This is a genomic window from Rhizobium sp. BK312 (assembly GCF_014193605.1).
Lineage (GTDB): Bacteria > Pseudomonadota > Alphaproteobacteria > Rhizobiales > Rhizobiaceae > Rhizobium.
This window is the reverse complement of the sequence record NZ_JACHZP010000006.1, coordinates 335,446-362,206: the sequence shown is the minus strand read 5'-3', so window position 1 is coordinate 362,206 and position 26,761 is coordinate 335,446. Positions and strand designations below refer to the sequence as shown.

The 26,761-nt window shown below is 61.1% G+C and carries 23 protein-coding genes; 3 read left to right on the top strand and 20 right to left on the bottom strand.

Annotated elements, in window-relative coordinates; all coding sequences use genetic code 11:
• Positions 1 to 202: 202 nt before the first annotated feature.
• From FHT85_RS19265 to FHT85_RS19255, 3 genes are all read right to left on the bottom strand, one after another.
• Positions 203 to 586: a DUF4345 domain-containing protein gene (locus tag FHT85_RS19265; RefSeq protein ID WP_112336382.1), complete on the bottom strand. Its 384-nt coding sequence runs from the start codon at positions 584 to 586 to the stop codon at positions 203 to 205.
• Positions 587 to 696: 110 nt separating this feature from the next.
• Positions 697 to 2,928 carry a primosomal protein N' gene (locus FHT85_RS19260; RefSeq protein ID WP_112400510.1) on the bottom strand — a complete coding sequence of 744 codons (2,232 nt, stop codon included), beginning with the start codon at positions 2,926 to 2,928 and terminating at the stop codon, positions 697 to 699.
• Positions 2,929 to 3,131: 203 nt separating this feature from the next.
• Entirely contained in the window at positions 3,132 to 3,557 is a 426-nt protein-coding gene (locus FHT85_RS19255; protein WP_112400509.1) for a winged helix-turn-helix transcriptional regulator, read from the bottom strand.
• Between the two features lie 102 nt (positions 3,558 to 3,659).
• On the opposite strand from FHT85_RS19255, the gene FHT85_RS19250 reads away from it, so the two are divergent.
• Positions 3,660 to 4,598 (top strand): aromatic alcohol reductase, encoded by a 939-nt coding sequence (locus FHT85_RS19250; RefSeq protein WP_112400508.1) that lies wholly within the window; start codon positions 3,660 to 3,662, stop codon positions 4,596 to 4,598.
• A gap of 223 nt (positions 4,599 to 4,821) precedes the next feature.
• Here the strand turns inward: FHT85_RS19250 and FHT85_RS19245 are convergent, their stop codons facing one another.
• Positions 4,822 to 5,955: an AAA family ATPase gene (locus tag FHT85_RS19245; protein ID WP_112412638.1), complete on the bottom strand. Its 1,134-nt coding sequence runs from the start codon at positions 5,953 to 5,955 to the stop codon at positions 4,822 to 4,824.
• A gap of 26 nt (positions 5,956 to 5,981) precedes the next feature.
• Positions 5,982 to 6,926, bottom strand: a complete 945-nt coding sequence (locus tag FHT85_RS19240; RefSeq protein ID WP_112336376.1) for a GNAT family N-acetyltransferase — start codon at positions 6,924 to 6,926, stop codon at positions 5,982 to 5,984.
• A 246-nt stretch (positions 6,927 to 7,172) separates the two neighbouring features.
• Between FHT85_RS19240 and FHT85_RS19235 the strand changes: the two genes are divergently transcribed.
• Both FHT85_RS19235 and FHT85_RS19230 read left to right on the top strand, forming a co-directional pair.
• Positions 7,173 to 8,108, top strand: a complete 936-nt coding sequence (locus tag FHT85_RS19235; protein ID WP_112412637.1) for a tyrosine recombinase XerC — start codon at positions 7,173 to 7,175, stop codon at positions 8,106 to 8,108.
• A gap of 130 nt (positions 8,109 to 8,238) precedes the next feature.
• Complete coding sequence (locus tag FHT85_RS19230) at positions 8,239 to 9,330, top strand: TraB/GumN family protein (RefSeq protein ID WP_112412636.1); 1,092 nt, start codon at positions 8,239 to 8,241, stop codon at positions 9,328 to 9,330.
• Here the strand turns inward: FHT85_RS19230 and FHT85_RS19225 are convergent.
• From FHT85_RS19225 to zapE, 15 genes are all read right to left on the bottom strand, one after another.
• Entirely contained in the window at positions 9,308 to 9,820 is a 513-nt protein-coding gene (locus tag FHT85_RS19225) for a DUF2867 domain-containing protein (protein ID WP_183774222.1), read from the bottom strand. The two genes, FHT85_RS19230 and FHT85_RS19225, sit on opposite strands and share 23 nt — an antisense overlap.
• 101 nt (positions 9,821 to 9,921) lie before the next feature.
• Positions 9,922 to 12,783: a M16 family metallopeptidase gene (locus FHT85_RS19220; RefSeq protein ID WP_112412634.1), complete on the bottom strand. Its 2,862-nt coding sequence runs from the start codon at positions 12,781 to 12,783 to the stop codon at positions 9,922 to 9,924.
• Positions 12,784 to 12,896: 113 nt separating this feature from the next.
• On the bottom strand, positions 12,897 to 14,303 hold the full coding sequence (gene lpdA, locus FHT85_RS19215; RefSeq protein ID WP_112412633.1) for a dihydrolipoyl dehydrogenase: 1,407 nt from the start codon (positions 14,301 to 14,303) through the stop codon (positions 12,897 to 12,899).
• A 28-nt stretch (positions 14,304 to 14,331) separates the two neighbouring features.
• Positions 14,332 to 14,970, bottom strand: coding sequence for a LysE family translocator (locus FHT85_RS19210; protein WP_112412632.1), 639 nt, complete (start codon positions 14,968 to 14,970; stop codon positions 14,332 to 14,334).
• A 17-nt stretch (positions 14,971 to 14,987) separates the two neighbouring features.
• Complete coding sequence (locus FHT85_RS19205; protein WP_112412631.1) at positions 14,988 to 15,743, bottom strand: SDR family oxidoreductase; 756 nt, start codon at positions 15,741 to 15,743, stop codon at positions 14,988 to 14,990.
• Positions 15,740 to 16,246, bottom strand: a complete 507-nt coding sequence (locus FHT85_RS19200; protein ID WP_405047997.1) for a hypothetical protein — start codon at positions 16,244 to 16,246, stop codon at positions 15,740 to 15,742. Before FHT85_RS19200 ends, FHT85_RS19205 begins: the two co-directional genes overlap by 4 nt.
• Positions 16,247 to 16,263: 17 nt before the next feature.
• Positions 16,264 to 17,013 (bottom strand): DUF4241 domain-containing protein, encoded by a 750-nt coding sequence (locus tag FHT85_RS19195; RefSeq protein WP_112412630.1) that lies wholly within the window; start codon positions 17,011 to 17,013, stop codon positions 16,264 to 16,266.
• Between the two features lie 15 nt (positions 17,014 to 17,028).
• On the bottom strand, positions 17,029 to 18,270 hold the full coding sequence (gene odhB / locus FHT85_RS19190) for a 2-oxoglutarate dehydrogenase complex dihydrolipoyllysine-residue succinyltransferase (RefSeq protein WP_112412629.1): 1,242 nt from the start codon (positions 18,268 to 18,270) through the stop codon (positions 17,029 to 17,031).
• A 24-nt stretch (positions 18,271 to 18,294) separates the two neighbouring features.
• On the bottom strand, positions 18,295 to 18,621 hold the full coding sequence (locus FHT85_RS19185) for a YciI family protein (RefSeq protein WP_112412628.1): 327 nt from the start codon (positions 18,619 to 18,621) through the stop codon (positions 18,295 to 18,297).
• Positions 18,622 to 18,632: 11 nt separating this feature from the next.
• A complete protein-coding gene (locus FHT85_RS19180) occupies positions 18,633 to 21,617 on the bottom strand; it encodes a 2-oxoglutarate dehydrogenase E1 component (RefSeq protein ID WP_112336365.1) in 2,985 nt (994 codons plus the stop codon).
• Between the two features lie 175 nt (positions 21,618 to 21,792).
• Complete coding sequence (gene sucD, locus FHT85_RS19175) at positions 21,793 to 22,695, bottom strand: succinate--CoA ligase subunit alpha (protein WP_068388874.1); 903 nt, start codon at positions 22,693 to 22,695, stop codon at positions 21,793 to 21,795.
• 12 nt (positions 22,696 to 22,707) lie between these two features.
• Positions 22,708 to 23,199, bottom strand: coding sequence for a DUF1579 family protein (locus FHT85_RS19170; RefSeq protein WP_112412627.1), 492 nt, complete (start codon positions 23,197 to 23,199; stop codon positions 22,708 to 22,710).
• A 5-nt stretch (positions 23,200 to 23,204) separates the two neighbouring features.
• Positions 23,205 to 24,398 carry an ADP-forming succinate--CoA ligase subunit beta gene (sucC, locus tag FHT85_RS19165; RefSeq protein ID WP_112400497.1) on the bottom strand — a complete coding sequence of 398 codons (1,194 nt, stop codon included), beginning with the start codon at positions 24,396 to 24,398 and terminating at the stop codon, positions 23,205 to 23,207.
• 27 nt (positions 24,399 to 24,425) lie between these two features.
• Positions 24,426 to 25,388, bottom strand: a complete 963-nt coding sequence (gene mdh, locus FHT85_RS19160) for a malate dehydrogenase (RefSeq protein ID WP_015341411.1) — start codon at positions 25,386 to 25,388, stop codon at positions 24,426 to 24,428.
• A 179-nt stretch (positions 25,389 to 25,567) separates the two neighbouring features.
• Entirely contained in the window at positions 25,568 to 26,731 is a 1,164-nt protein-coding gene (gene zapE, locus FHT85_RS19155) for a cell division protein ZapE (RefSeq protein WP_112412626.1), read from the bottom strand.
• Positions 26,732 to 26,761: the final 30 nt, after the last annotated feature.

Sequence of the window (26,761 nt, the reverse complement as noted above, 5' to 3'; positions counted from 1 at the left end):
GAATTCGTTTTGATTTCCCCCAGAAATCAGCAGGAGCGCGCTCCTGCCTCATCCGAAATTCGGGGTTCGTCTAACATAGGATATTGAGACTCGCAACACGCGTATTCGACGAATACGCCATTCGGGCGAATTTATGATGGCAAAATTCGAAAAGCATGGGGATAGCGCAGGCAAAAATGGCCGCGCCGGAGCCGTTTTCGGGTCAAATATAGCCAAGTCCATAGAGAAAAGGTAGCGCAGCAAGAATCGCCTGCACAACCAGAAGGAGAAGGCTCAAAAATACACTGCCCCGATCAGACATGAGCGAGAGGATGCGGCCGAACGCCGCGACGCCGAACGCGGCACCGAGCGCCAGATAGATCATCGGCTGCGCCAGCAGGATTGCCACCAAACCCAAACCCACCATAAAGCCGCCAGCCGAGCGAGCCTCGGCATAGGCTTCCGAACGGCCTTCCTTCACCTGCAGCTTGAGGAAGCGATAGGTGTAACCCGGCGCGAACATCAGGAAGAGGCCGATCAGCGCCGTAATGGCAGCCGAACAGTAGGCAAGCCGTTCGCCGAATTCGGTCGGAAAATAAAGCTCCATCGATCGTCCTCAAAATCAGCCGCGCACAAATCAGGTCAAGTGAGACGGCCGACTTATGGCATGATCCGCATTACAAGGGAAAGGTGCAGCCAGGATATCTGCCGCGCCAATCACAGAAAGCTTTGCGGATCGATATCGAGCTGCACCTGCACGGAGCCGCGCTCCCTAGGCGATTGCGCCAGCATGGCCCGCAGGAATCCCTGCATGTCGGAATTGCGCCGGCCATGCACCAGCAGGCGGAAGCGGTGTCGCCCCCGCACGAGCGCGATCGGCGCTTCGGCCGGACCCAGTACCGATATGCCCGAGACCTGCGGCGCCGCATTGCGCATGCCGCGGGCATGGGTTTCGGCATCCTGCCTGCTGTCGGCCGAGACGATGATCGACGCAAGTCTGCCGAAGGGCGGCAAGATGGCCCTCTCCCGCTCCGAAATCTCGCGCTCGTAAAAGGCGCTGGCATCGCCGGATACGATCGCCTGCATGACGGGATGCTGCGGCTGGTAGGTCTGAAGCAATCCATGGCTCTTGAGACCGGTTCGCCCGGCGCGCCCTGTCACTTGCGACAGGAGCTGGAATGTCCGCTCGGCAGCGCGCGGATCGCCATTCGCCAGGCCGAGATCCGCATCGACGATACCGACCAGCGTCATCAGCGGGAAGTTATGCCCCTTGGCGACGAGCTGCGTGCCGATGACGATGTCGGCCTCGCCCTTGGCGATGGCCTCCAGCTCCAGCCGCAAGCGCTTGACGCCGCCCATGATGTCCGAGGAGAGCACGATCGTCCGCGCCTCGGGGAAATGCCGCTCCACCTCTTCGGCGATGCGCTCGACGCCCGGCCCGCAGGCAACGAGATGATCCAGCGTGCCGCATTCGGGGCAGGCCTCCGGCGTGCGCTCGGCATATCCGCATTGATGACATTGGATCTGGTTGCGGAAACGGTGCTCGACCAGCCAGCTCGAACATTGAGGGCATTGAAACCGGTGGCCGCAGACCCGGCAGAGCGTCAGCGGCGCATAGCCACGCCTGTTGAGGAACAAGAGTGCCTGCTCGCCCTTGGCAATCGTCTTACCGATCGCGCGGATCATGACGGGCGAAAGAAAGCCGCCGCGCTCGGGCGCATGCCGGCGCATATCGATCAGGTGCAGATCCGGAAGCGCCGCATCGCCGAAGCGAGTCGGCAGATGGATTGTGGTATAGCGCCCACTCTGGCCGTTAACCTGGCTCTCGACCGAAGGCGTCGCCGACACCAGCACGACGGGAAAATCACCGATGCGGCCGCGCACCACGGCCATATCGCGCGCATTATAATAAACGCGATCCTCCTGCTTATAGGCAGGGTCATGCTCTTCATCGACGATGATCAGCCCGAGATCCTCGAAGGGCAGGAAGAGCGCCGAACGCGCCCCGGCCACGACCCGAACCTCGCCGGTCACAGCCTGACGCCAGACCTTTTCCCGCATCTTCGGCGCAAGATCGGAATGCCATTCGGCCGGCTTGGCGCCGAAGCGATCCTGAAAGCGTTCCAGGAAGCTGGCCGTCAGTGCGATCTCCGGCAGCAGGATCAACACTTGTTTGCCGCGCCGGAGTGTTTCAGCAATGGCCTCGAAATAGACCTCCGTCTTGCCGGAACCGGTGACACCGTCGATCAGCGAAACCGCGAACTCGCCCTTGCGCACGTCGGCCAGGATTTCGTCGGCCGCATCCTTTTGCGGCCCCTGCAGCCGCGACGCGGTGAATTCCGGATCAGGCTTGGCGACGACAGGCGGCGGCGGCAGAAAGATCGTCTCGAAAATGCCCTGCGAGATCAATCCGTCGACGACGCTGGTGGACACACCCGCCGCATGCGCGAGGCCAAGCCTCGTCCAGGAAAGCCCGTCGGCAGCGATCTCCATCACCTTGGCGCGAGCCGGCGTCATCCGTTCCGGCTGGCCGCCGATGAAGCGTAGGCCCTCGATCATCGGCTCGGGATCAAAGGCAGCCGGCGCTCGTAGCGCCATGCGCGCCACAAGCCCCGGCGGCGAGAGCGTATAGGCGGCAACCCAATCGATGAAGTCACGCATGTGCTTACCGAGCGGTGGGCAATCGAACACATGGCTGATCGGCCGAAGCTTCTTCGGATCGACGCCGCCGTCATCCTCGCCATCCCAGACGACGCCAATGACCTGGCGTGGCCCAAGCGGCACCTGCACGACCGAACCCGGCTCCACCGCCATGCCCTCAGGCACGGCATAGGAATAGGCCCGCGGCGCCGGCATCGGCACGAGAACGGGTACCGTACGGCTCATCATAGGCTTTGCGGGCGCCGCCTCGAAAAGCGCACCGAACAGATCGGAAGAATCTTTGCTCATTGCGGCAGACCATGCCCCGGACGGACAAAAAAGGAAACCCGGGAGTGGCGCATGACTATCCGCACAATGCGGATGGCTTGCGGCTACCAGAAATATTCGTCCTTTGCGACAGCGTCATCAATGATCGCTATCGGCCCAAGCGGCCCGGTGTGTCCTAACCGCAGATAATTATGGATAGCTGCCCATAGCAGCCTACGAGCTCGTTAAAAAGTCTGCCATGATGGTTTCGCATGCAGGCGGGAATCGTAGTCCTCACGCGATTTTCGAAACTGATCTGAATTTTCAACCACCCATGTCCAAAGCGGGATCATGCGGATCAGGAGCTCCATTCCCAACTCGGTAAGCTCGTATTCTACGCGTGGCGGCATCTCCACCAGATCGTAGCGTGTGACCAGCCCATCTCTCTCAAGTTCTCGGAGAGTGCGTGTCAGCATCCTCTGGGTAACACCATGCATTCGTCGTCCGATATCCGCGTGGCGTAGTCTGCCATAGACGCCTAAGGTGTGGATGACGCCCAACGACCATCTGTTCCCTGCATGGGTCAGAACTTCACGTCTTACCCCGTCATCATCTTCGCGAAGGCCGTCGCAGACGGCTTGAGAATAGTTCAGGATTTCGTCTCTCGTCATCTTTCTGCCCTACGGTATCACGCGTGTACCTTCTTACGATCCTTTCTGAGAGATGCCATTTACCCGTTCCCACGAACGGTGAGAGTAGAAAGGATTTCCAAAATGAACTCCACGCAAACAACAGAAGGACAGTCGATCCTGGTCATTGGTGCCGGAGAGCTTGGTATGCCTGTACTACGCAATCTGGCGCGTAAGGCCAAGGATCATTCGGGTACAGCCATCAGCGTCCTCTTGCGGGCGGCGACCGTTGAGTCGACCGACCCGGTAAAACAGCGTGATGTCTTCGAGATACGTGAACTGGGGATCGAGATCGTCACTGGCGACATCCTTGCCGCAACGATAAGTGAGCTCGCAGCGATCTTCGCACGTTTTGATACGGTGATCGGTTGTGCGGGCTTTTCCGCTGGTCGAAACACGCCCATGAAACTTGCGAAAGCTGCACTTGAAGCGAACCTCAAGCGCTATTTCCCTTGGCAGTTTGGCGTGGACTTCGACGTCATCGGTCGCGGCAGCCCTCAGGACCTGTTCGACGCCCAGATCGACGTGCGTGACCTTCTGCGTGGGCAAGACAAAACCGACTGGGTGGTGATCTCTACGGGAATGTTCACGAGCTTCTTGTTCGAATCGATCTTCGAGGTCGTCGATCTCGAAAACAACGTAGTCAACGCACTTGGCAGCCTGGATACGGAAGTTACGCTGACGACTCCCGATGACATAGGTGCCTTGACCGCCGAGGTGGTCTTCGCTCAGCCGATGATCCGCAACGAGATCGTCTATCTCGCCGGCGACACCGTGACCTACGGTGAGGTTGCCGACAAGCTTCAAACCGTGCTTGAGCGACCGTTTAGGAAAGTGGAATGGACAGTTCCTCAGCTCAAGTCGGAACTTACACAGGACCCTGATAACCACATCAAGAAATATCGGGCGGTCTTCGCCGAGGGCAAAGGCGTGGCATGGCCAAAGCGCGGCAGCTTCAATGAGCGGAACGGCATAAAGGTTACAACCGCCGAAGAGTGGATCAGAGAAAACCTTCGCTCCTAAGAGCAATTCCAGGAAAATTTTACGGCGGTTTTCCGTCCAGAATTGCGTGAAAACAAAGAGATAGAGCGGTCCAGAGATTCCGTGAAAAAGTGAACCGCTCCAAGAGCGATGCGGCTCGGCGAGGTAAATGACCGCGCCGAGCCGTTCATGTGGATATGCCGTCGCCGCTTGCCGATATGATCTCTGCGGACGCATAAGTTTGGAAGGCAACGAAATCGGATTGCTATTCATCCTCGTCGATTTCGCCCGTCAGCCGCATGCCGTCGATCCAGGTGGAGCCATCTTCGCGGATCACGCGGCGCGGCCTCGCGCCACAGCGCTCGCGAACGGCCTCTGCCAGACGTTCGGAATGGGTGACGATCCAGATCTGGCTTGTCTTCGCCGCCTCAGCGATCATGTCGGCAAGCGGCACCAGCATGTCGGGATGCAGGCTTGCCTCCGGCTCGTTGAGCGCGATCAGCGGCGGCAGGCGGTAGGACATCAGGGCTGCAGCAAGACCGAGAAACCGGATTTGGCCGTCCGACAATTCGCGCGGCTGGAAGACGCGGTTGGGGAATTCTGGCAGCATCAGTCCGAAATCCGCAGTTTCCTGCGGTTCAGGCACAACAAGCCGCGCCCCTCCGAGCGCTGCGGCAAGAACCCGGTCTAGCTCGACGGTATCTTCGCGCGTATGAACGAGGGTCGCGAAAACGGCGGCGATATTGGCGCCGTCCTCGTCCAGCATGGGAGACGTCACGGCAAGGCAAGGCGCACGCAGCGGCGAGCCGCGATCGGTGCGGAAGCCGTGGTAGAATCGCCAGGCATCGACGGCTCGGCGGAAGGTGCCGACCTCCGGAAAATAGCCGGCATCGCCCAGCAATGCGATCGCAGTTTCGGATGTCAGAGCATGATCCCGATGCTGCTCCATGCGGCCGCTCTCGCCGCGCACGGAAATGCCAGGCCCCTCGCGCTTCATCATCGTCACCGCTCGCCGTCCTGTTTCGACGGAAAGTTCTTCGGCCTTGACCTGTGGCTCTAGCGAAAAACCCGCGGCGGGAAGCGGCGGCCGCATGCCCGCCTCGATCCAATAACGGAAGGTCGCCGCCCGCTCCATGTCGAGCAACTCGACATCGAAGCGGATGCGGGCAGACTCATGCGAACGCCGCTTGCCCGACCACATGGCCGAGAACATGCCACCCTCATTGGAAATCTCATGCGCCAGACGCCCGCGAACCGCGGCCTGCACTAGCTGCAACGAGCGATAAAGGTTTGACTTGCCCACCCCGTTCTCGCCAATGAACAGGTTCACATCGGCGAGATCCATTCGGATCGAGCGCAGGGAGCGATAATTCCGGGCAAACATGGAGCGAAGCTGCATGCCCGAGGGTTTAGCCGATTCCTATATTAAAGAGAATGCGAAAGCAGGGTCTCATCCTCGTTCGGAGGAACAAGCGGCGCGAAGGTTGCATTGCCATCAGCCGCAAGGTCGAAGACGGTGTGCCTCTCCAGTGCCTTCGTCACTTCGTTGACGTCGCCGTCCAGATGCTCGACCGGGATGAGATTGCCGACGAGGAAATCGAACCGGTCGCCGCGCTTGTTGAGCAGCTCGTGGAACACGGTCATGTCGCGCAGCTCGGTCGACCACTTGGCGAACCAGTAGAACAGGCCGGAATTGCGCGCCGTCAGATGCACCGGCAGGATCGGCAGATTGTATTTGCGCGCCAAGCCCACGGCCGAGGTCTTCCATGGACGCTCGTTCAGCTTGCCGTTCGCCCAGTAGGCGATGCGGCCGGACGGAAAGAGCACCGTCACCTTGCCATCGGCAACGGCGCGGTTGGTCAGCTGCAGCGTCTCGCGCGTCTTTAGCTTGCTCTTATATTCCTCGCGCCACTCCACCGGAATGATCATTTCGGCGAAGCGCGGGTTGACCCGCACCGCATCGCGATTGGCAAAGATCATCATATCCGGCCGGCGCGACTTCAGAAGATCGAAGACGGCGACGCCGTCGGCAATGCCTGTGGGATGATTGCTGACGAGAATGAAGCCGCCCTTAGCCGGAATGCGGTCGGCATGGGTCACGCCGATGTCGAGGCGCAGCAGATCGCTCATATATTCGAAGCACTGGAAGCCCGAAAGCTTGGCGACATCATCGGCGAATTCGATTGCCTTGTTGTAGCGCAGCAGCGTGTAGAGAAAGGGGCGCATGAGTGGCCAGAGCGGGTTTCGGACGATCTTCTGCCCGCGCTCTGCGATCAACGTATCGACGATATGTCCTGGCTGTCCCTGGGACACCAAAGCGATTGCTTCCGCAATCTGCCCGAGTGCAGTTATCGAACCGCGGCGTGCCATGAAGTATCCTGAATGGTTGGGATATATTCTATCGCAATCGAATATGATCGAAGCATGACAAGCGCCTCGCATATGGAAGGCGAACCATCCGAGATCCGGAACGAGCCATATGCAGTTTCATTGAAGTCCAGATGCGCCCCGCGGCACGAAGGGAAAACGCACCGGAAGCAGCGGGAAAATTAGCGATTCCATAACCTTCCTTCCTTCAAAGTGGCAGATGCGATCTGAATTTCAAGGGGTTTTCCACTGAACGAATTGCTTGTTATCGCCGACTCCAGGTTGATGGCGGAACGCAACCGCTGGCTCGAAGCGCTTGGCCAGGAGCGGCGGCTCGCCGCCCATACGCTGAATGCCTATGAACGCGATACGCGGCAATTCCTGACCTTCCTCACCGGCCATCTCGGCGGTCCGGCGACGATCGAGGATATTCATGCGCTCCGCCCCGCCGACTTTCGCGCATTCCTTGCCGCCCGCCGCAAGGACGGCGCGGGCGCGCGTTCGCTCGGGCGCAATCTTGCCGGGCTTCGCTCGCTCTTGCGCTATCTCGAAAAGAAGGGCCTGGTGAATGCCGCGGGTGCCGCTGCGGTGCGCTCGCCGAAACAGCCGAAATCGCTGCCGAAGCCGCTTTCCGACAAGCAGGCGATTACCGTCGTCAGTGACGAGGCGCAGCTGCACGAGGAACCCTGGATCGCCGCGCGCGATGCCGCCGTGCTGACCCTGCTCTATGGCTGCGGGCTACGCATCTCTGAAGCGCTGGATCTGAAGCCGCAGGATTTTCTGCCGGGCGCAACCTCGCTGCGCATTACCGGCAAGGGCAACAAGACACGGCTGGTGCCGCTGCTGCCGATCGTCACGCAAGCGGTCGATCAATATCGCAAGCTCTGTCCCTATCATCTCGAAGCCGATGACGCCCTCTTTCGCGGCGCGCGCGGCGGCAAGCTGCAGCCGGGCATCATCCAGCACGGCATGCAAAAACTGCGCAGCGCCTTCGGGCTGCCGGATACGGCAACACCGCACGCGCTTCGCCATTCCTTCGCCACCCATCTGCTGGCTGGCGGCGGTGATCTGCGCACCATCCAGGAACTGCTCGGCCATGCCAGCCTCTCGACGACGCAGGTCTATACCGGCGTCGATTCCTCACGCCTGCTCGAGGTCTACGACCGCGCCCACCCACGCGCATAAGAAAAGATTAACCTCTCGCGTTAAGGGAATTTCCGTCTCGCTCGCGTAAAGCAGAACCATGTCCCGGCATGCCCTCCGAAAGCCGCTTTCGGACCTTAACGGTCATGCTCTCTGCGAACGGAAGATTTTGATGATTTCTGCCCTCGGGTCCAAGACGATGCGGTCGATGAAGCCGACACTTGGCGATATGCTGCTCTGGCTTGCCACTGCCTTTCCGCTGATGCTTGCGGTGCTGCTGGTCGCGACGATGCTGACGCTGCGGCCGGCCCATGCCGAAGGCGCAGTCTCCGACAGCTGCGGCGGCAAGGATCTCATGGCCGAACTTCAAAAGAACGATCCGACAAAATACGCCTCCATCATCGCCGCCGGCGACAAGGTGGAGAACGGCAAGGGTATCTTCTGGAAGATCGAAAAGCCCGGCTTGAAGCCGTCATGGCTGCTCGGCACCATGCATGTCTCGGATACACGCGTGCTCATCATGCCCAAGGGCGCTGCAGACGCCGTTGCATCAGCCGATACGATCGTTGTCGAATCGGATGAGATCCTCGATGACAAGAAAGCCGCCGCTGCCCTCTTCGCCAATCCCTCACTCACCATGCTCACCGACGGCTCGACGATCAGCCAGCATCTCACACCCGAAGAAAATGCCCGGCTGGAAGCAGGCCTCAAGGAACGCGGCATTGCGCTTGCCGCCGTCTCCCGCATGCAGCCCTGGCTGATCTCGAGCTCCTTCGAGATGACGGGCTGCGAGGTTCGTCGCAAGACGGCCGGCGCGAAATTCCTTGACCAAAAATTGGCGAGCGACGCCGCCGCCGAGGGTAAGAAAGTCGTCGGTCTCGAAACGCTGGCCGAGCAAGCCAAGGCCATGAGTGATCTGCCGGTGGCGCTGCATCTGAAATCGCTGATGCAGACGCTCGAACTGGGCGACAAGATCAACGACGTCAACGAAACGATGACGGAGCTCTATATCGCCGGCAATATCGGCGCGATGATCCCGATGCTGAAGGTGATCGAACCGGATCAGAAGATCACGGATGCCGATACCGCCGCTTTCGAGCAGCGCATCATCCTCGACCGCAACAAGGTCATGGCCGAGCGTGCCGCGCCCGTTCTCAACAAGGGCAACGCTTTCATCGCCGTTGGCGCGCTTCACCTCGTCGGCGACCAGGGCCTTGTGGCGCTGCTGCGCAAGCAGGGCTTTACGGTGACGGCGGTAAACTGACCGTTTGCATCCGCTTGCCGAGATCGGCAAGCATCGTTGCGACGATCAGCCGGTGGAATGGCGTAATGATTGCGAGATAGATCCGGCCAAGCAATATGTTCCGCCGGACAAGCGTCGTCGCATCGACCAGCCGACGCCCCTGATCGTCGTTCCGAACGTCGATGACGACCCGAAAATCGAGATGCCGGTCGTCAAACCCGAGCACGACCTGATTGTCGGACTTGCTGACGACGGGAAAGAAGCCGATCTTCTCCCACTCCTCCGCCCGAAGGTCGCTGCTGGATCTCAAACCGAACAAGCCGGTTACCACATCGCGCACCCGTATCAGCAGCCGCACCCAAAATGGAAAGCGGCTGAGCATCGTTCGGGCGGCGGCAATCGCCGTCAGATCCGAGTTCGGAATCTTCAGTTGGTAGCAGTCAGCCCAATCGGCATCCGGCAACGCCGGATGCGGCATAAGGGGCTTCACCATTAAAGGCCTTGCAGACATGGTTTCATCCGTCTTTATTCGACGTCCGCAGGCTACCACACATTGCGATGCCACCCGATCGGCAAATGCCGGCTGCGGCAATTTGGCCGGCAGATAATGGACTAACGCACGGCCGATCCATCCGCCGGCAATATCTTCAGCCGCCAGGATGTGCCCGGCTTCAGATAGGTCGCGGCAATGGCGCGGACATCCTCGGCGTTCACCGCCTCGTAGCCGCTGATGCTCCTGCGAATACGGTCGAGGCGCCGGGGATCGGTCTGGGCATCGCGAAGGTTCTGGAGCCAATAGCCGTTGGTCTGCTGCGAGCGCTTCACCGCCTCGATGATCGGAACCTTGGCCCGCGTCAGTTCATCGGGCGAAACGTCTCCATTGCCGAGATCGGCGGCTATCTTGTCCACCAGCTCGAAGAAATGATCCACCTTGGCGGGCGTGGTCTCGACATAAAGATAGGCAAAACCATAGCCAGGGATCGATCTTGATAGGTCGACTTCGCCCTGAGGGCTGTAGGTAGCGCCCTCGGCGATGCGGAACTGGTCGACCACGCGATTCTGCAGGATCGCTCCGGCGACATTCGCGGCGGCCGCTCGCGACAGATCGGAAAGGAAATCGCCGATCGGGATGGCGACGGCGGCACCGGCGCTGTCGCTGCGCCCGTCATGAAGCCGAACGACCGGATCGATCGTCGGCGCCGGAAAATGCACACCGGAACCGTTGCTCAGTTTCTCTCCGTCGCTGCGAACCGGCAAGGCGCCGAAAGTTTGCGCCGTCAAGCGAATGGCATCATCGACCCCGACGTCGCCGGCGATGATAACTTCAATCTGCCCCTTCGAAAGAGCGGGCTGCAGGAGGCTTTCGAAATCTTCCGGCTTGGTATCCGTCAGTTGTGTCCGGTCCGGGAACGTCCAGCGCGGATCACCGGAATGCAAGAGGCCGGAAAGATCGCGCCCGACCACGCTGCCCGGCGTCGCCTGAAGCTGGGGAAGCATGTTCAGATAGGCTTGCTGGACCCGTTTGAAGACATCGGGGCGATAGGCCGGATCGGAGACATAGGCGGTCAGCAGCTGCAATTGCGTCTGCAGGTCGCGCGGCTGCGTGGCGCCTTCGAACTTGAAGGCGGCATCCTGAATGGCGAAATCGATGCTCACGACCTTCGCGGCAAAGGTCTTCTGGATATCGTCATAGCTGATGGCTTTCAGGCCGGATAGCGGCAGCGCCGGCGTCGCCCAGATCGGCAGCGCGCGATCATTGGGCAGATCCAGCCGACCGTGGCCGACTTCGGCGTGCACCAAAACCTCGTCGGCACGATACTTCGTCGGCTTGACAGTCAGGCGGACACCATTGGCGAAACGCACCATGGTCACGCCGAGATCATCGACCGTCCGGCGTTCGACGACATCGCCCGGCTTGCCGAAATCGGTGTAGGGCCATGCGACCGAAGCCATCTGTTCCGGCGCCTTTACCGCCACGGCGCGCGAATCGGCATAGGCCTTCTCGACAGCGGCATCGCCGCCCTCGGGCATTTGCGGGATCTGCAGCACCAGCTGCGGACCATTGCCGGCAAAGACGCGCTGAAGGGCCTGGTTGACCTCCTCTGCACGCAGGTCTTTCATCGCGGCATCAAATAGCGCCAGATCGTCCGCAGGCGAGGTGAAGACCATGTTTTCACCGACGCTCCAGCTGAGCGAACCGGCAATATCCGGGCTCGCGCGCGTCCCAGCTCCGTTCGCGGCAGCCTGGAGCGTGGAGCGATACTCGGCAATTTCGCGGTCGATCTCGCTTTGGTCGGCACCAAACTGCGCTATGCGGCGTTGTTCCTGATCGATGGCCGCCAGGGCGGCCTGCCACTTCGCAGGATCGCTATCGGCGGCAATCATCGCGACATGGGCTGATTTCAGCAGATCCTGCGCACCGGCCTGCGCGCTGACGAAGGGCGGATTGGGCTGCTGCGCCAGAACGGACAGGCGCCGGTTGAGAACGGCCAGGCCGATATCCTCGACCAGCTGCGCGCGGCGCTTGGCCACCAAGTCGGGCGAAGCGTCGTAAGTGCGCGTCCAGGCAAGCTGCACACGGGTTGCACCACCCTGCACAATGACCGTGCCGACGCGCTCGCCATGGCTTTTGAGAGTGCCGAGGTCAGGGTCTGATGGTGCAGGTGCGGCGGCGGTCCAATTACCGAAGCGCGTGCGGATATCGGCTTCGACGGCGGCCGCATCGATATCGCCGACGACGATCAGGCTGGCGCGATCGGGGCGATAATAGGTGCGATAGAAGTCCCGCAGCAGATCGACTGGAGCGTTGCTGATGATATCGGTCTTGCCGATCGGCGGGCGCTGCGGCACGCGCTGCCCTGGCAGCAGTTGAGCGAGGAGACCAGTCCCGCCACGATATTGCGGCGTGTCGCGCAGTTTCTCTTCCGAAAGGATGACGCCGCGCTCGCGGTCGAAGGCGCCGGCATCGAGCGTCAGCTCGCTCGCCGTCTCGCGCATCAGCATCAGGCCGGTCGAAACCGTCTCCGGTTTGGCTTCCGGCAAATCCAGCGCATAAACAGTTTCGCCGTAGCTCGTCGACGCATTGGTATCCGCGCCGAAAGCCAGGCCAAGACGCTGAAGGGTGCGCACCATCTCGCCTTCCGGCACATGGGTTGAGCCCTTGAAGGCCATGTGCTCGAGGAAATGCGCCAGACCTTGCTGGTCATCACGCTCCTGCAGCGAGCCGGCGCCGATGCGGAAGCGGATCGCCACCTGCCCGGCCGGCGTCGCATTGTGCATGACGGCATAGCGCATTCCGTTCGGCAGGGTCCCAAAGCGGATTCCCTGCTCCACCGGCAGATCGCTTGCCGCCTGAGGCCAGCTGACGACGGGCGTTTCCGCATGGGCGGGGGCCGCAACGGTAACGAGGAGTGCGAGCGTTGTCGCAACGAAAAGTTTCAGGGATAGACGACCGGCTGGGTTTTGACGTGACATGCTTGCTTTATTGGTGAAAACGATTGGACGATGCGATGCACGGGAGCCCCGTACATCGCATCATCAGGCAAGCATTGCAATCCCGGCGCTTGTCTCGCCGGGATGGTTCGATCTTACATATGGATCGGCTTGAAGAAGGTCGCGAGCGCGGCTTCCTTGACGGCTTCCGACATCGTCGGATGCGCATGGCAGGTGCGGCCGAGATCTTCCGACGAACCGCCGAATTCCATCAGCACGGCGATCTCGTGGATCATTTCGCCGGCGCCGAAGCCGACGATGTGCCCGCCGAGAACGCGGTCCGTTTCCTTGTCGGCAAGGATCTTGACGAAGCCGTCCGTCGCCAGCATGGCGCGGGCGCGGCCGTTGGCGGAGAACGGGAACTTGCCGACCTTATAGGCGATGCCTGCGGCCTTCAGCTCTTCCTCGGTCTTGCCGACGGAGGCGACTTCCGGCTGCGTATAGACGACGCTTGGAATGACATCGTAATTGACGTGACCAGCCTGGCCCGCAAGGATCTCGGCAAGCGCCACGCCCTCGTCTTCCGCCTTGTGTGCCAGCATCGGCCCTTTCACCACGTCACCGATGGCATAGATGCCGGCAACATTGGTCTTGAAGTGGCCATCGATTTCGACGCGGCCGCGATTGTCAAGCGTAACGCCAGCTTCTTCGAGGCCGAGGCCTGCCGTGTACGGCTTGCGGCCCGTGGCAACGAGAACGACATCGGCATCGAGCACGACCTTGTCGCCGCCCTTGACCGGCTCGAAGGTAACCTTCGCGCCATTGCCGGACTTTTCGACGCCGACAACCTTGGCGCCGAGATGGAATTCGATGCCCTGCTTGGCGAGCATACGCTGGAACTGCTTGGAGACTTCGCCGTCCATGCCGCCGAGGATGGTGTCGAGATATTCGACGACGGTGACCTTCGCGCCGAGGCGCGACCAGACCGAGCCGAGCTCGAGGCCGATCACGCCGCCGCCGACCACGATCATCTTGCCCGGCACCTTGTCGAGCGCGATGCCGCCGGTCGAGGAGATGATGACCTTCTCGTCGATCTCAAGCGGCACGCCCGGGATGCCGGCAACGTCGGAACCGGTGGCGATGACGATGTTCTTGCCTTCGATCTCGGTGACCTTGCCGTCATCGGCCGTGACGGAAACCTTGCCTGCGGCAACGATCTTGCCGGTGCCCTGGAAGGCATCGATCTTGTTCTTCTTGAAAAGGAAGGCGACGCCGTCGACGTTCGACTTCACGGTCGCGTCCTTGTGCGCCAGCATCTTTTCGAGATTGAGCTTCGGTGCTGCGACTTCAACGCCGAGCGCATCCATGCCATGGCCGGCATGATGGAACACTTCGGAAGCGTGCAGCAGCGCCTTGGACGGGATGCAGCCGACGTTGAGGCAGGTGCCGCCATAGGTCGCGCGCTTTTCGACGACCGCGACCTTCAGGCCGAGCTGCGCTGCCTTGACTGCGCAGACATAGCCGCCGGGGCCGGTTCCGATAATGATTACATCGTAGGACATGCCTTAATTTCCTTGTTTAGTATCTTTGTTAGTCGGTCGCCCGTGCCAAGGCGAGGCGGATGCCGAAGCCGACGAGCGCCGCTCCGGTGATGCGGTTGAACCATTTGCCTGATGCGATGAAACGATCGCGCACCGGCTTGACGGTGAAGAAGGTGGAAACGCCGGCAAACCAGGCGACAAGCGCCGCCGCCATGCCGATGCCGTAGCTGAACTGGATGAGCGCCGGCGTATCGTGATGAACGAGCGTCGAAAATAGCGACAGGAAGAACAGCACCGGCTTCGGGTTGAGCGCATTGGTGACGAAGCCCGTCGCCAGGCAACGCCAGACGGAAACCGGCTTGCGGTCTTCCTCGGTGATCTCGACATCTTTCACCTGGAATCCCGGCTGGCGGAAGGACTTGAGGCCGAGATAGACGAGATAGGCTACGCCTGCCCATTTGATCAGGCTGAACAAGACAAGCGACTGCGAGACGATCAGCCCGAGGCCGAGAATGGTGTAGCTGATGTGAAAGAGCAGCGAGAAGCCCATGCCGAGCCCGGTCATCATGGCGGCGCAGCGGCCATGCACGATGCTCTGGCGCAGGATCACGGCGAAATCGGCGCCGGGCACGACGATAAAGATCGAGAACACCGCCATCAGGCCGAGGAATTCGAGAATATATTGCATCTATCGACCCTTTCCGATCAGCGACCGCCGCTCACGTCGAGCACGGCACCCGTTATATAGGATGCGTGCGGGCTCAAAAGGTAGAGGATGGCATCAGCGACCTCGTCGGCCGTTCCCGCTCGTTTCATCGGCAGCTGCGGTGCGATATCACGAGCTCGGTCCGGTAGCCCGGCGGCAGCGTGGATATCGGTATCGATGATTCCCGGTCGGACGGCATTGACTCGAATGCCTTCCGCCGCCACCTCGCGTGCAAGCCCCACAGTGAACGTATCGATCGCGCCCTTGGAGGCGGCATAATCGACATATTGTCCGCCGCCGCCGAGCATGGCGGCCATGGAGGAGACGTTGACGATCACCCCGCCCTTGCCGCCATGCCGGGTCGACATGCGGCGCACGGCTTCAGCCGCCGCCAGCATCGAACCCGTGACGTTGATGCGGAACATACGATCGATCCGCTCCGGCGTCATTTCATCCAGGCGCTGGATGATGTCGACGATGCCGGCATTGTTGACGAGCCCGTCGATGCGGCCGAAATGCGCGTCGACCTTGGCGAAAATGGCTTTGATATCCTTGGGGTTGCCGACGTCTCCAGGGATCGCGATCGCCACGCCGCCGGCGTCAACGATCGTCCCGACCACCGCTTCGGCCGCATCCTTGTTGGACGCGTAATTGACCGCCACGGCCCAGCCATGCTGAACGGCTGCCAGGCAAATCGCGGCGCCGATGCCACGGCTGCCGCCGGTCACGAGAAGAACAGGTGCGTCGTCGGTCATTGATTGCATCCTTTCAGACTAAGGACATCCCAGGGCGCGACTGTCGCCTTGCCCTTGCCCCAGAGGGACGATTTCTGGATCGAGGGACCGAGCGCCGGCAGGAAAAGCCGATCCGCCGCACTCTCGCCTTCCGCCGGCAGCGCACGGATATGGCCCTTCAGATCCGAGGCATAGACCATGCCCTGCCACACTGTGCAGGCTCTGAGATCGGCCCCAGTTACATCCCCTTCAGGGCATTCGAACATGATCCGTCCATCGGCGCGCAGATGGTCGTCCGTGCGCATCACGATCCCATCGGCCACGATATTGGTGTTGCGCACTGCCAGCTTGAATCTGTTGCTGACGGATGATTCCGAGCCCATGGGTTCGAAGCGCAGCTCATAGGCATTGTCCATATCGACATAGACAGCCTTTTCCTGTGCGCACTCTTCCGCCTGCACAGCGACGGGAGCCACCGCCCAAGCCAACGTTACCAAGGGCGTCGAAGCCAGTTTTGTCATCATGGTCCGAGCCGGCATCATCATTGCCCTCCCGGCTCGCGCCGGCCGTCGGCATTCTCGATCACGCCGAAATCGGTGAACAGAACCAGCGGCTTGCCGGCGGCATCCAGCCCCCAGAACACCGGATAGAAGCCATCGCCCCAGCCGCTCGCGAAAACGGCTACGTTGCCCCGTTTGCCTGATACGGGTCGATGCAGGGCATAGTCGTCCTTATTCGGCTGCAACTCGGATGCCAGAACATCGTCGTAGTAGTCGATATCTGACGACGCCTTCTCCGCCTGGACCTGTTTTTCGCGCTCCTGGATCAGCGCGCAGGTCTCGGCATCCATGTAGCAGCCAAGACCGGCATCGACCGGATAGCCGAAGAACTCATCATTCTTCAGCGAGCTGATATCCTGGCCGGGGACCACGGCCAGTTCCCAGCGCACCGGCTTGCCCTCGGCAAAACGCATGCTGGCCGCAGCGATGCGGCCGAAGGCCTGATACAAGGTGACGGGATAATCGCCAGGGGAGACGGAGCGGGTAAATGCCGCGCGGTCAGGCCCGACGAGCGGGTCGCTTGCGACGATGCGCCCGGAGGTCAGTTCCACCTTGCCGATGTGCAGGACCTTGATCGAGCGGGTCGCAAGATCGGCGTCGCCAAGCGACGCCAGATCGAGATTGCTGCTGAACTTGGAAATGTCGAGTTCGCCCGCGCCGGCGGAGGATGGCACCCATGCGGCGACGGCGCACAACAATCCGCGCAGCGTCCGCATGGGCCATGTCGACATGATCCAACGCTCCCCTTAGAGATCGAGAACGAGACGTTCCGGATCTTCCAGGCTTTCCTTGACGCGCACTAGGAAAGTCACGGCTTCCTTGCCGTCGACGATGCGGTGATCGTAGGAGAGCGCCAGATACATCATCGGACGGATGACGACCTGACCGCCGATGGCAACCGGACGCTCCTGGATCTTGTGCATGCCGAGGATGCCCGACTGCGGCGCATTTAGGATCGGCGAGGACATCAGCGAACCGTAGACGCCGCCATTGGTAATGGTGAAGGTACCGCCCTGCATATCGGCCATCGCCAATGTGCCGTCGCGAGCAGCCTTCGCCAGACGGCCAAGCTCCTTCTCAACTTCCGCGATCGACATCTGGTCGGCATCGCGGATCACAGGAACGACAAGACCCTTGTCGGTGCCGACAGCCATGCCGACGTGGCAGTAGTTCTTGTAGATGATGTCGGTGCCGTCGATCTCGGCGTTGACAGCCGGCAGTTCCTTCAGCGCGTGGGTGACGGCCTTGGTGAAGAAGCCCATGAAGCCGAGCTTCACGCCATGCTTCTTCTCGAAGATATCCTTGTACTTGTTGCGCAGGTCCATGACGGCCTTCATGTCCACCTCATTGTAGGTGGTGAGCATGGCGGCGGTGTTCTGCGCATCCTTGAGGCGCTTGGCGATCGTCTGGCGCAGGCGTGTCATCTTGACGCGCTCTTCGCGGCTGACGTCCTCGACGGCGGTCGGGGCGCGAGCGGCAACGGGTGCTGCCGGTGCAGCGGCAGGAGCCGAAGCAGCCTTGGCGACAGCAGCGATGACGTCGCCCTTCAGGACCTGGCCGCGCTTGCCGCTGCCTTCGACCTGATCGGCAGAGAGATTGTTTTCAGCAAGCAGCTTACCGGCAGCCGGTGCCGGCGGCATGGAAGAGGCTGGAGCGGAAACGGCGGAGGCGGCAACCGGTGCAGCAGATGCAGGGGCCGGAGCAGCGGCGGCGGGTGCAGCAGCCTGTGCCGGAGCGGCTGCAGCGCCGTTGCCGGCGGAGATCTGGCCGAGCAGCGCGCCGAGACCTACGGTTTCGCCCGCCTGGGCAACGATTTCGGAAAGCGTACCGGCGGAGGGCGCCGGAACTTCGATTGTCACCTTGTCGGTTTCGAGTTCGAGAAGCGGCTCATCGGCCTTGATGGCATCGCCGACCTTCTTGAACCAAGTACCGACGGTCGCCTCGCTGACGGATTCGCCGAGGGTAGGAACGCGGATTTCAGTGGCCATTGTTCAAATCCTGATTTTTCGTCTTTATGAGTTGGATGGAATTCCGGCGACAGAGGACCGGAGAATGAGTGAGGGCATCGGCGAGATTTCGATACGGAAACCGAGCCCGGCGCGAAGAACGGGATCGGCATCACCAAGCGACTTGGCCGCATCGGCATGCTCGACGTCGACGATAGCCACGCCGAAAGCACCACCGGGCGCGAAGACCGGGCCGACGACAATTGCCGTCCCGGCATTCGCATGTTCTCGCCAATAGGCGGCGTGCTGCTGCATGGCGGCCATCTCCTCCTCCGTGGCGTCATGCGGGAAGCTGGGGCGCGGCGGCACAAGTTTCAGATGAAAATAGGCCATCGCGCAACCCCTCAACCGCCGAGCGCGTCCTCGAGGAACGCCGCAAGCTGCGACAGATGCTTGGACATCAGGCCCGTCGCCGGGGAGGCGGCGGCCGGACGGCCGGTGTAGCGAACGCGCTGGTACTTGGCATCGATATGGGCAAGCACCCATTCCAGATACGGATCGATGAAGGACCATGCGCCCATGTTCTTCGGCTCTTCCTGGCACCAGACCATCTCCGCATTGCGGAAGCGGCTGAGCTCGTTGATGAGCGCCTTGGCCGGGAACGGATAGAGCTGTTCGATACGCAGGAGGTAGATATCGTCGATGCCGCGCTTCTCGCGCTCTTCCAGCAGATCGTAGTAGACCTTGCCCGAGCAGATGACGACGCGACGGATCTTGTTGTCCTTCTGCAGCTTGATCGGGCCATCCTTGATCACTTCCGCATCGTCCCACAGCAGGCGGTGGAAGGAGCTTTCGCCCGCCATTTCCGCAAGCGTCGACACGGCACGCTTGTGGCGCAGCAGCGACTTCGGCGTCATCAGGATCAGCGGCTTGCGGAAGTCGCGCTTCAACTGCCGGCGCAGGATATGGAAGTAGTTCGCCGGCGTCGTGACGTTGGCGACCTGCATGTTGTCTTCGGCGCAGAGCTGCAGATAGCGTTCCAAGCGAGCCGAAGAGTGTTCCGGACCCTGGCCTTCATAGCCATGCGGCAGCAGGCAGACGAGACCGGACATGCGCAGCCACTTGCGTTCGCCCGACGAGATGAACTGATCGAAGATGACCTGCGCGCCGTTGGCGAAATCGCCGAACTGGGCTTCCCAGAGGGTCAGCGCGTTCGGACGGGCAAGCGAGTAGCCATATTCGAAGCCGAGAACCGCTTCTTCCGAGAGCATCGAGTTGATGACTTCGTAGCGGGCCTGCGTCGGCGAGAGATTGGCGAGCGGAATGTAGCGCTCTTCGGTCTCCTGATCGTAGAGAACCGAATGGCGCTGCGAGAAGGTGCCGCGTTCGCAATCCTGACCGGACAGACGGATCTTGTGGCCTTCGACGACGAGCGAACCGAATGCCAGGGCTTCCGCCATGGCCCAGTCGATGCCCTCGCCCGTCTGCACCATATTGGCGCGGTTTTCCATGAAGCGCTGGATGGTGCGGTGCGCGTGGAAGCCGGCCGGGATTTCCGACAGCTTGCGGCCGATTTCCTTCAACGACTTCATCGGCACGGCGGTCTTGCCGCGGCGCTGCTCGTCGGCATTGTCGGCCGTGTGCAGGCCGGACCACTCGCCGTCAAGCCAGTCGGCCTTGTTCGGCTTGTAGGACTGGCCGGCCTCGAATTCCTGCTCGAGATGGGCACGCCAGTCGGCCTTCATCTTTTCGACTTCGCCTTCGGTCAGCACGCCTTCGTTGATGAGCCGCTGCGAGTAGAGCTGCAGCACCGTCTTATGGGCGCGGATGACCTTGTACATGTTCGGCTGCGTGAAGGACGGCTCATCGCCTTCATTGTGGCCGTAACGGCGATAGCAGAACATGTCGACCACAACAGGCTTGTGGAACTTCATGCGGAATTCAGTCGCGATCTTCGCGGCATAGACAACCGCTTCCGGATCGTCGCCGTTGACGTGGAAGATCGGCGCTTCGATCATCTTGGCGACGTCGGACGGATAGGGCGACGAGCGCGAGAAGGCCGGATTGGTGGTGAAACCGATCTGGTTGTTGATGATGACGTGCATCGTGCCGGCAACGCGATGGCCGCGCAGACCGGAGAGACCAAGGATTTCAGCAACGACGCCCTGCCCGGCGAAAGCCGCGTCACCATGGATGAGCAGCGGCACGACCTTGGCACGCTCGGATAGCGGGATGATGTCGCCATCCCACTGGGTGGCGCCCATATCCTGCTTGGCGCGAGCCTTGCCCATGACGACCGGGTTGACGATTTCAAGGTGCGACGGGTTTGCCGTCAGCGACACGTGTACCTTGGCACCATCGAAATCGCGGTCCGAGGACGCGCCGAGATGGTACTTCACGTCGCCTGAACCTTCGACTTCGTCCGGCGCATAGGAGCCGCCCTTGAACTCGTGGAATATGGCGCGATGCGGCTTGCCCATGACCTGGGACAGCACGTTCAGACGGCCGCGGTGAGCCATGCCGAAGACGGCTTCGCGAAGACCGAGCTGGCTACCGCTCTTGAGGATCTGCTCGAGCGCCGGGATCAGCGACTCACCGCCGTCGAGGCCGAAACGCTTGGTGCCCTTGAACTTGACGTCGAGGAACTGCTCGTAGCCTTCGGCTTCGATGATCTTCTGCAGGATGGCCTTCTTGCGCTCGGGATTGAACGCGATGCCCTTGTCCGGCCCTTCGATGCGCTCCTGAATCCATGCTTTTTCCTCCGGATTGGAGATGTGCATGAACTCGACGCCGAGCGTTGAGCAATAGGTGCGCTCGAGGATCTCGATCATCTCGCGAATGGTTGCGAATTCGAGGCCGAGCACGTTGTCGATAAAGATCTTGCGGTCGAAGTCGGCCTCCGTGAAGCCATAGGCTTCCGGCGACAGCTCCTTGTAATCTTCGACCGGAGCGGCGATGCCGAGCGGATCCAGCTTGGCGTGCAGATGGCCGCGCATGCGATAGGCGCGGATCATCATGATGGCGCGAACGCTATCGCGCGTCGCCTGCAGCACGTCGGTTGCGCTCGCCGGCGTACCGGCGGTTTCCGCCTTTGCCTTCAGCTTGGTTTCGATGACCTTTTCAACAACGCCCCAGTCGCCATCGAGCGCGGAGACCAGATCGCCCTTTGCCGGGATCGGCCAGTTCTTGCGCTGCCAGGAGGCGCCCTTGGCCGCCTTCTTCACATCGTCGGGGCTATCCTCGAGCGCCTTGAAGAACGACCGCCACTCGTCGGATACCGATGAAGGATCGTCCTCGTAGCGCGCGTAGAGCTGCTCGATATAGGCAGCATTGGCGCCATCCAGGAACGAGGTGATCTGAAATTGCTCGTTGGCTTCTTGCCTTGCCATGGTGAATCTGCGGGCGCTCTCGCCCGTCTCCCAACTTGTTTGCATTGCCGGTTTTCGGGTCCCCGGCGACCGTATTTCATTCGCGGCCATCAAGGCCGTCGGTATGCACTTGCGAATATCTAAACCGGACGGGACAAGGCGACTGCCGCCCCGTCCGGCCTTGCTATAGGTAGGCTCAGCCCTTCAGGACTTCCACCAGTGTCTTGCCGAGACGCGCCGGCGACGGCGACACGCGGATGCCTGCCGCTTCCATCGCTGCAATCTTGTCTTCCGCGCCGCCCTTGCCGCCGGAAATCACGGCGCCGGCATGGCCCATCGTGCGGCCGGGAGGTGCCGTGCGGCCGGCGATGAAACCGACCATCGGCTTCTTGCGGCCCTTTTTGGCTTCGTCCTTTAGGAACTGCGCGGCTTCTTCTTCAGCCGAACCGCCGATTTCGCCGATCATGATGATCGACTTGGTTTCGTCGTCGGCGAGGAACATTTCCAGGATGTCGATGAATTCGGTGCCCTTGACCGGGTCGCCGCCGATGCCGACAGCCGTCGTCTGACCGAGACCTTCATTGGTAGTCTGGAACACGGCCTCGTAGGTCAGCGTGCCGGAGCGCGAGAGAACACCGACGGAGCCCTTCTTGAAGATGGAGCCCGGCATGATGCCGATCTTGCATTCGTTCGGGGTGAGAACGCCCGGGCAGTTCGGTCCGATCAGACGCGACTTCGACTTGATCAGGCGGTCCTTGACCTTGACCATGTCGGCAACCGGAATGCCTTCCGTGATGCAGACGATCAGCGGGATCTCGGCTTCGATCGCTTCGAGGATCGCAGCCGCAGCGCCTGCCGGCGGTACGTAGATGACCGAGGCGTTGGCGCCGGTCGCGTCCTTGCCTTCGGCGACGGACTTGAAGATCGGCAGCTTTTCGCCGTCCTTGCCGGTCCAGGTTTCACCGCCCTTGGAAGGGTGGATACCGCCGACCATCTTCGTGCCGTGATAGGCAAGCGCCTGTTCGGTGTGGAAGGTACCGGTCTTGCCGGTCAGGCCCTGAACCAGAACCTTGGTGTCTTTGTTGATGAGAATAGACATGCGAGGCCTTTGTTACGAGAGGTTGGAAGACGCGGAGGCAACGCGGCGATATAAGCCGCTGACGACCTCCTGCCATGTATCGCTGCCGGCGGGCGAGAACGTGACGCCCATGCGGTAGCAGTCTTCATTTTCGAACTGGAAGAGAGTGCGTTGCTGACCGCGCGGCGAGACTTTGGTCAAGACAAGCTTGTCGTCGATCCATTCGCCGGAGGCCGGCGCGGCGGGCGTAAAGCCCACCGTATCGAACTGATAGAGCTTGTAGGCCTGATCCGCAGCGTCGAAGCCGAGAATGTTCCGGGCTTCGAACGACGTGCAGCCGTCCCGCGTCTGCACGTAGCGCTGTTCGACGAAAAATCCGCCGAACAGACACTCAGCCGTGAGGCGCGCGGTTGCCGTACCTTCCTTCGTCCAGGCCGAAGCCGCGACATGCTCTTCCCCTTCCCAGGTGCCGGCAAAGGCACCGAGGCGAAGGTGAGCAGCCGTTGGAGCGAAGGAAGCAGCCATCCCGATCAGCCCTTGACTGCCTTCACGATCTTCTGGGCGGCATCGTCCAGGTCATCTGCTGAGATGACGTTGAGACCGGATTCGTTGATGATCTTCTTGCCGAGCTCGACATTCGTGCCTTCGAGGCGAACGACGAGCGGAACCTTCAGACCGACTTCCTTGACGGCGGCGAGCACGCCTTCGGCAATGACGTCGCACTTCATGATGCCGCCGAAGATGTTGACCAGAATGCCCTGGACAGCCGGATCGGCAGTGATGATCTTGAAGGCGGCCGTGACCTTTTCCTTGGTGGCGCCACCGCCGACATCGAGGAAGTTCGCCGGCTCAGCGCCGTAAAGCTTGATGATGTCCATGGTTGCCATGGCAAGACCGGCGCCGTTGACCATGCAGCCGATGTTACCGTCGAGGGCGACATAGGCGAGGTCGTATTCATGCGCCTGGATTTCCTTCTCGTCTTCTTCGGACGTGTCGCGCAGCGCACGGACGTCTTCGTGACGGAAGAGAGCATTGCCATCGAAGGAAACTTTTGCGTCGAGAACGCGCAGGCGGCCGTTGGTCATAACGATCAGCGGGTTGACTTCGAGGAGCGCCATATCCTTCTCGACGAAGGCCTTGTAGAGGATCGGGAAGAGCTTGGCGGCATCTTCGCGGGCTGCACCCTCAAGCTTCAGCGCGTCGGAAAGAGCAGCCGTATTGGCAGCCGTCACGCCCGTCGACGGGTCGATGGCGACGGTGATGATCTTTTCCGGCGTGTCGTGCGCAACGGTCTCGATGTCCATGCCGCCTTCGGTCGAAACGACGAAAGCGACCTGACCGACGGAGCGGTCGACCAGGATCGAGAGGTAGAGTTCGCGGTCGATGTCCGCGCCGTCTTCGATGTAGAGGCGGTTGACCTGCTTGCCGGCCGGGCCGGTCTGCTTGGTCACCAGCGTGTTGCCGAGCATGTCCTTGGCGTTGGCGACGACGTCGTCAACGGACTTGGCGAGACGAACGCCGCCCTTGGCGTCGGGGCCGAGTTCCTTGAACTTGCCCTTGCCGCGGCCGCCAGCATGGATCTGGCTCTTGACGACGTAGAGCGGGCCTGGGAGCTGCTTGGCAGCGGCGGCGGCTTCGTCGGCGGAGAAGATGGCAACGCCGTCCGCGACGGGTGCACCATAGCTCTTCAACAGCGCCTTGGCCTGGTATTCATGAATGTTCATGGGTCTATCCCTGTTGGAACGGCTAGATTATTTCAGCGACGGCGCGATCGTGGCGCAGGCTTCGCAAAGACCCGCAACAGCTGCGACCGACTTGTCGAAGGCTTCCTTTTCGGCCTTGTTCAGGTCGATCTCGATCACGCGCTCGATGCCGCCGGCACCGATGACGGTGGGAACGCCGACATACATGTCCTTGACGCCGTACTGGCCGTCGAGATGAGCGGCGCAGGGCAGGACGCGCTTCTTGTCCTTGAGGTAGGATTCGGCCATCGCGATGGCGGAAGCAGCCGGGGCGTAATAGGCAGAGCCGGTCTTGAGCAGGCCGACGATCTCGGCGCCGCCGTCACGGGTGCGCTGGATGATTTCCTCGAGGCGCTCGGCAGTGAGCCAGCCCATGGTGACGAGGTCCGTCAGCGGGATGCCGGCAACGGTGGAGTAGCGGGCGAGCGGCACCATCGAATCGCCGTGGCCGCCGAGAACGAAAGCCGTGACGTCTTCGACCGATACGTTGAATTCCTTGGCGAGGAAGAGGCGGAAGCGCGAGCTATCGAGCACGCCGGCCATGCCGACTACCTTGTTGGTCGGCAGACCCGAGAACTTCTGCAGCGCCCAGACCATGGCGTCGAGCGGATTGGTGATGCAGATCACGAAAGCGTTCGGAGCATACTTCTTGATGCCGGCGCCGACCTGTTCCATGACCTTGAGGTTGATGCCGAGAAGATCGTCGCGGCTCATGCCCGGCTTGCGGGGAACGCCAGCGGTGACGATACAGACGTCAGCGCCTTCGATCGCAGAATAGTCGCTGGCGCCGGTGAGGTTGGCGTCGAAGCCTTCGACGGGAGAGGACTGGGCGATATCGAGGCCCTTGCCCTGAGGAATGCCATCCGCGATGTCGAACAGGACGATGTCGCCCAGTTCCTTCAGGCCGGCGAGATGCGCCAGCGTGCCACCAATCATGCCAGAACCAATAAGTGCGATCTTGTTGCGCGCCATTTCGGTGTATCCTTTGCGATCAAAATCCGTGGCGGGACACCTGCAAGGCATCCACCCATGCCGCCACTCGCATAGACCCAAAGGCCGAAATTGGCAATTGATTATTTTGAGATCAGGGATTTCAATCGGTTAGATCGAAAAATTCTTACGTAAACGTAAGTCAATCCGTCACCGATTTGTTACTCGGCGGCCCGTCTTGCCGGAGTCTGGGCGAGATATTCGGCGCTGCGCATTTCGAAAAGCCGCGATGCGGTCCGGTCGAATTCGAAGCCTTCGGTGCCTCGGCGCTCCTCAAGCAACTCTTCCGGCATCGCGGCTGCGGAGACGTAAAGCCGGATATTATGATCGTAGAGCGTATCGATCAAAATGATGAAACGCTTCGTTTGGTTCCGCTTGTCCGGACCAAGCTTCGGCACGTGATCGAGAAAGATCGTATCGAAACGCTCGGCGATGGCGAGGAAATCGGCAGGCCCGAGCGGCGCGTCGCAAAGATCGGCGAAGGAAAAACGCGCCATGCGATCGACGGCGAGCGGGACATGGATGGAGCGCCCCTTCATCGGGATCTCAGTCGGCTGTGCCTTGCGCCCATGCAGCCCCTGCATCCAGGAGGCGTCCATCGCCATGTCGGTGCGCTGGTCAAGCGGAGTGAGATAGACCGGCTGGCTGTTCAGCTTCTCCATGCGGTAATCGGTCGGCGAATCCAGAGTCACGATATCGACATGCTTCTTCAGGAGATCGATGAAGGGCAGGAAAAGGCCACGATTGAGCCCGTCACGATAGAGATTGTCCGGCTCGACATTCGAGGTGGCGATCAGCACGCAGCCGAGCGAAAACAGCTCGGAAAACAGCCGCGAGAGGATCATCGCGTCGGCAATGTCGGTGACCGTGAATTCATCGAAGCACAGTAGTTCGGCTTCGGCGTAGAGATCGGCGGCAACTGGCGGCATGGGGTCGGTCTGCTTTGTCTCGCCGTTCTTGAATTTCAGCCGCTGCGCCGCAATCCGGTTGTGCACATCGTTCATGAACTCGAAAAAATGCGCCCGGCGCTTTTTCGGGCAGGGCGCCATTGCGAAGAACATGTCCATCAACATGGTCTTGCCGCGGCCGACGCTGCCGTGAATATAGAGGCCCTTGATGGTCTCGGCCGATTTCTTGCGCGCGGCGAACATCCACCCCAGCGCGCTGGACTTTGCCGCGGGCCGTTTCCGCTTGAAATCGGCAAGCACGCGGTCCAGCTTTTTCGCCACATCCATCTGCGCCGAATCCACCTGAAGGGATCCGGACGCCGTCAGCGCCTTCAGCTGTTCGCAGACGCTGATCGAGTAATCTGGCATCGGCTGCATGGGGAAATATCCGCCTGTGCAAATGGGGCG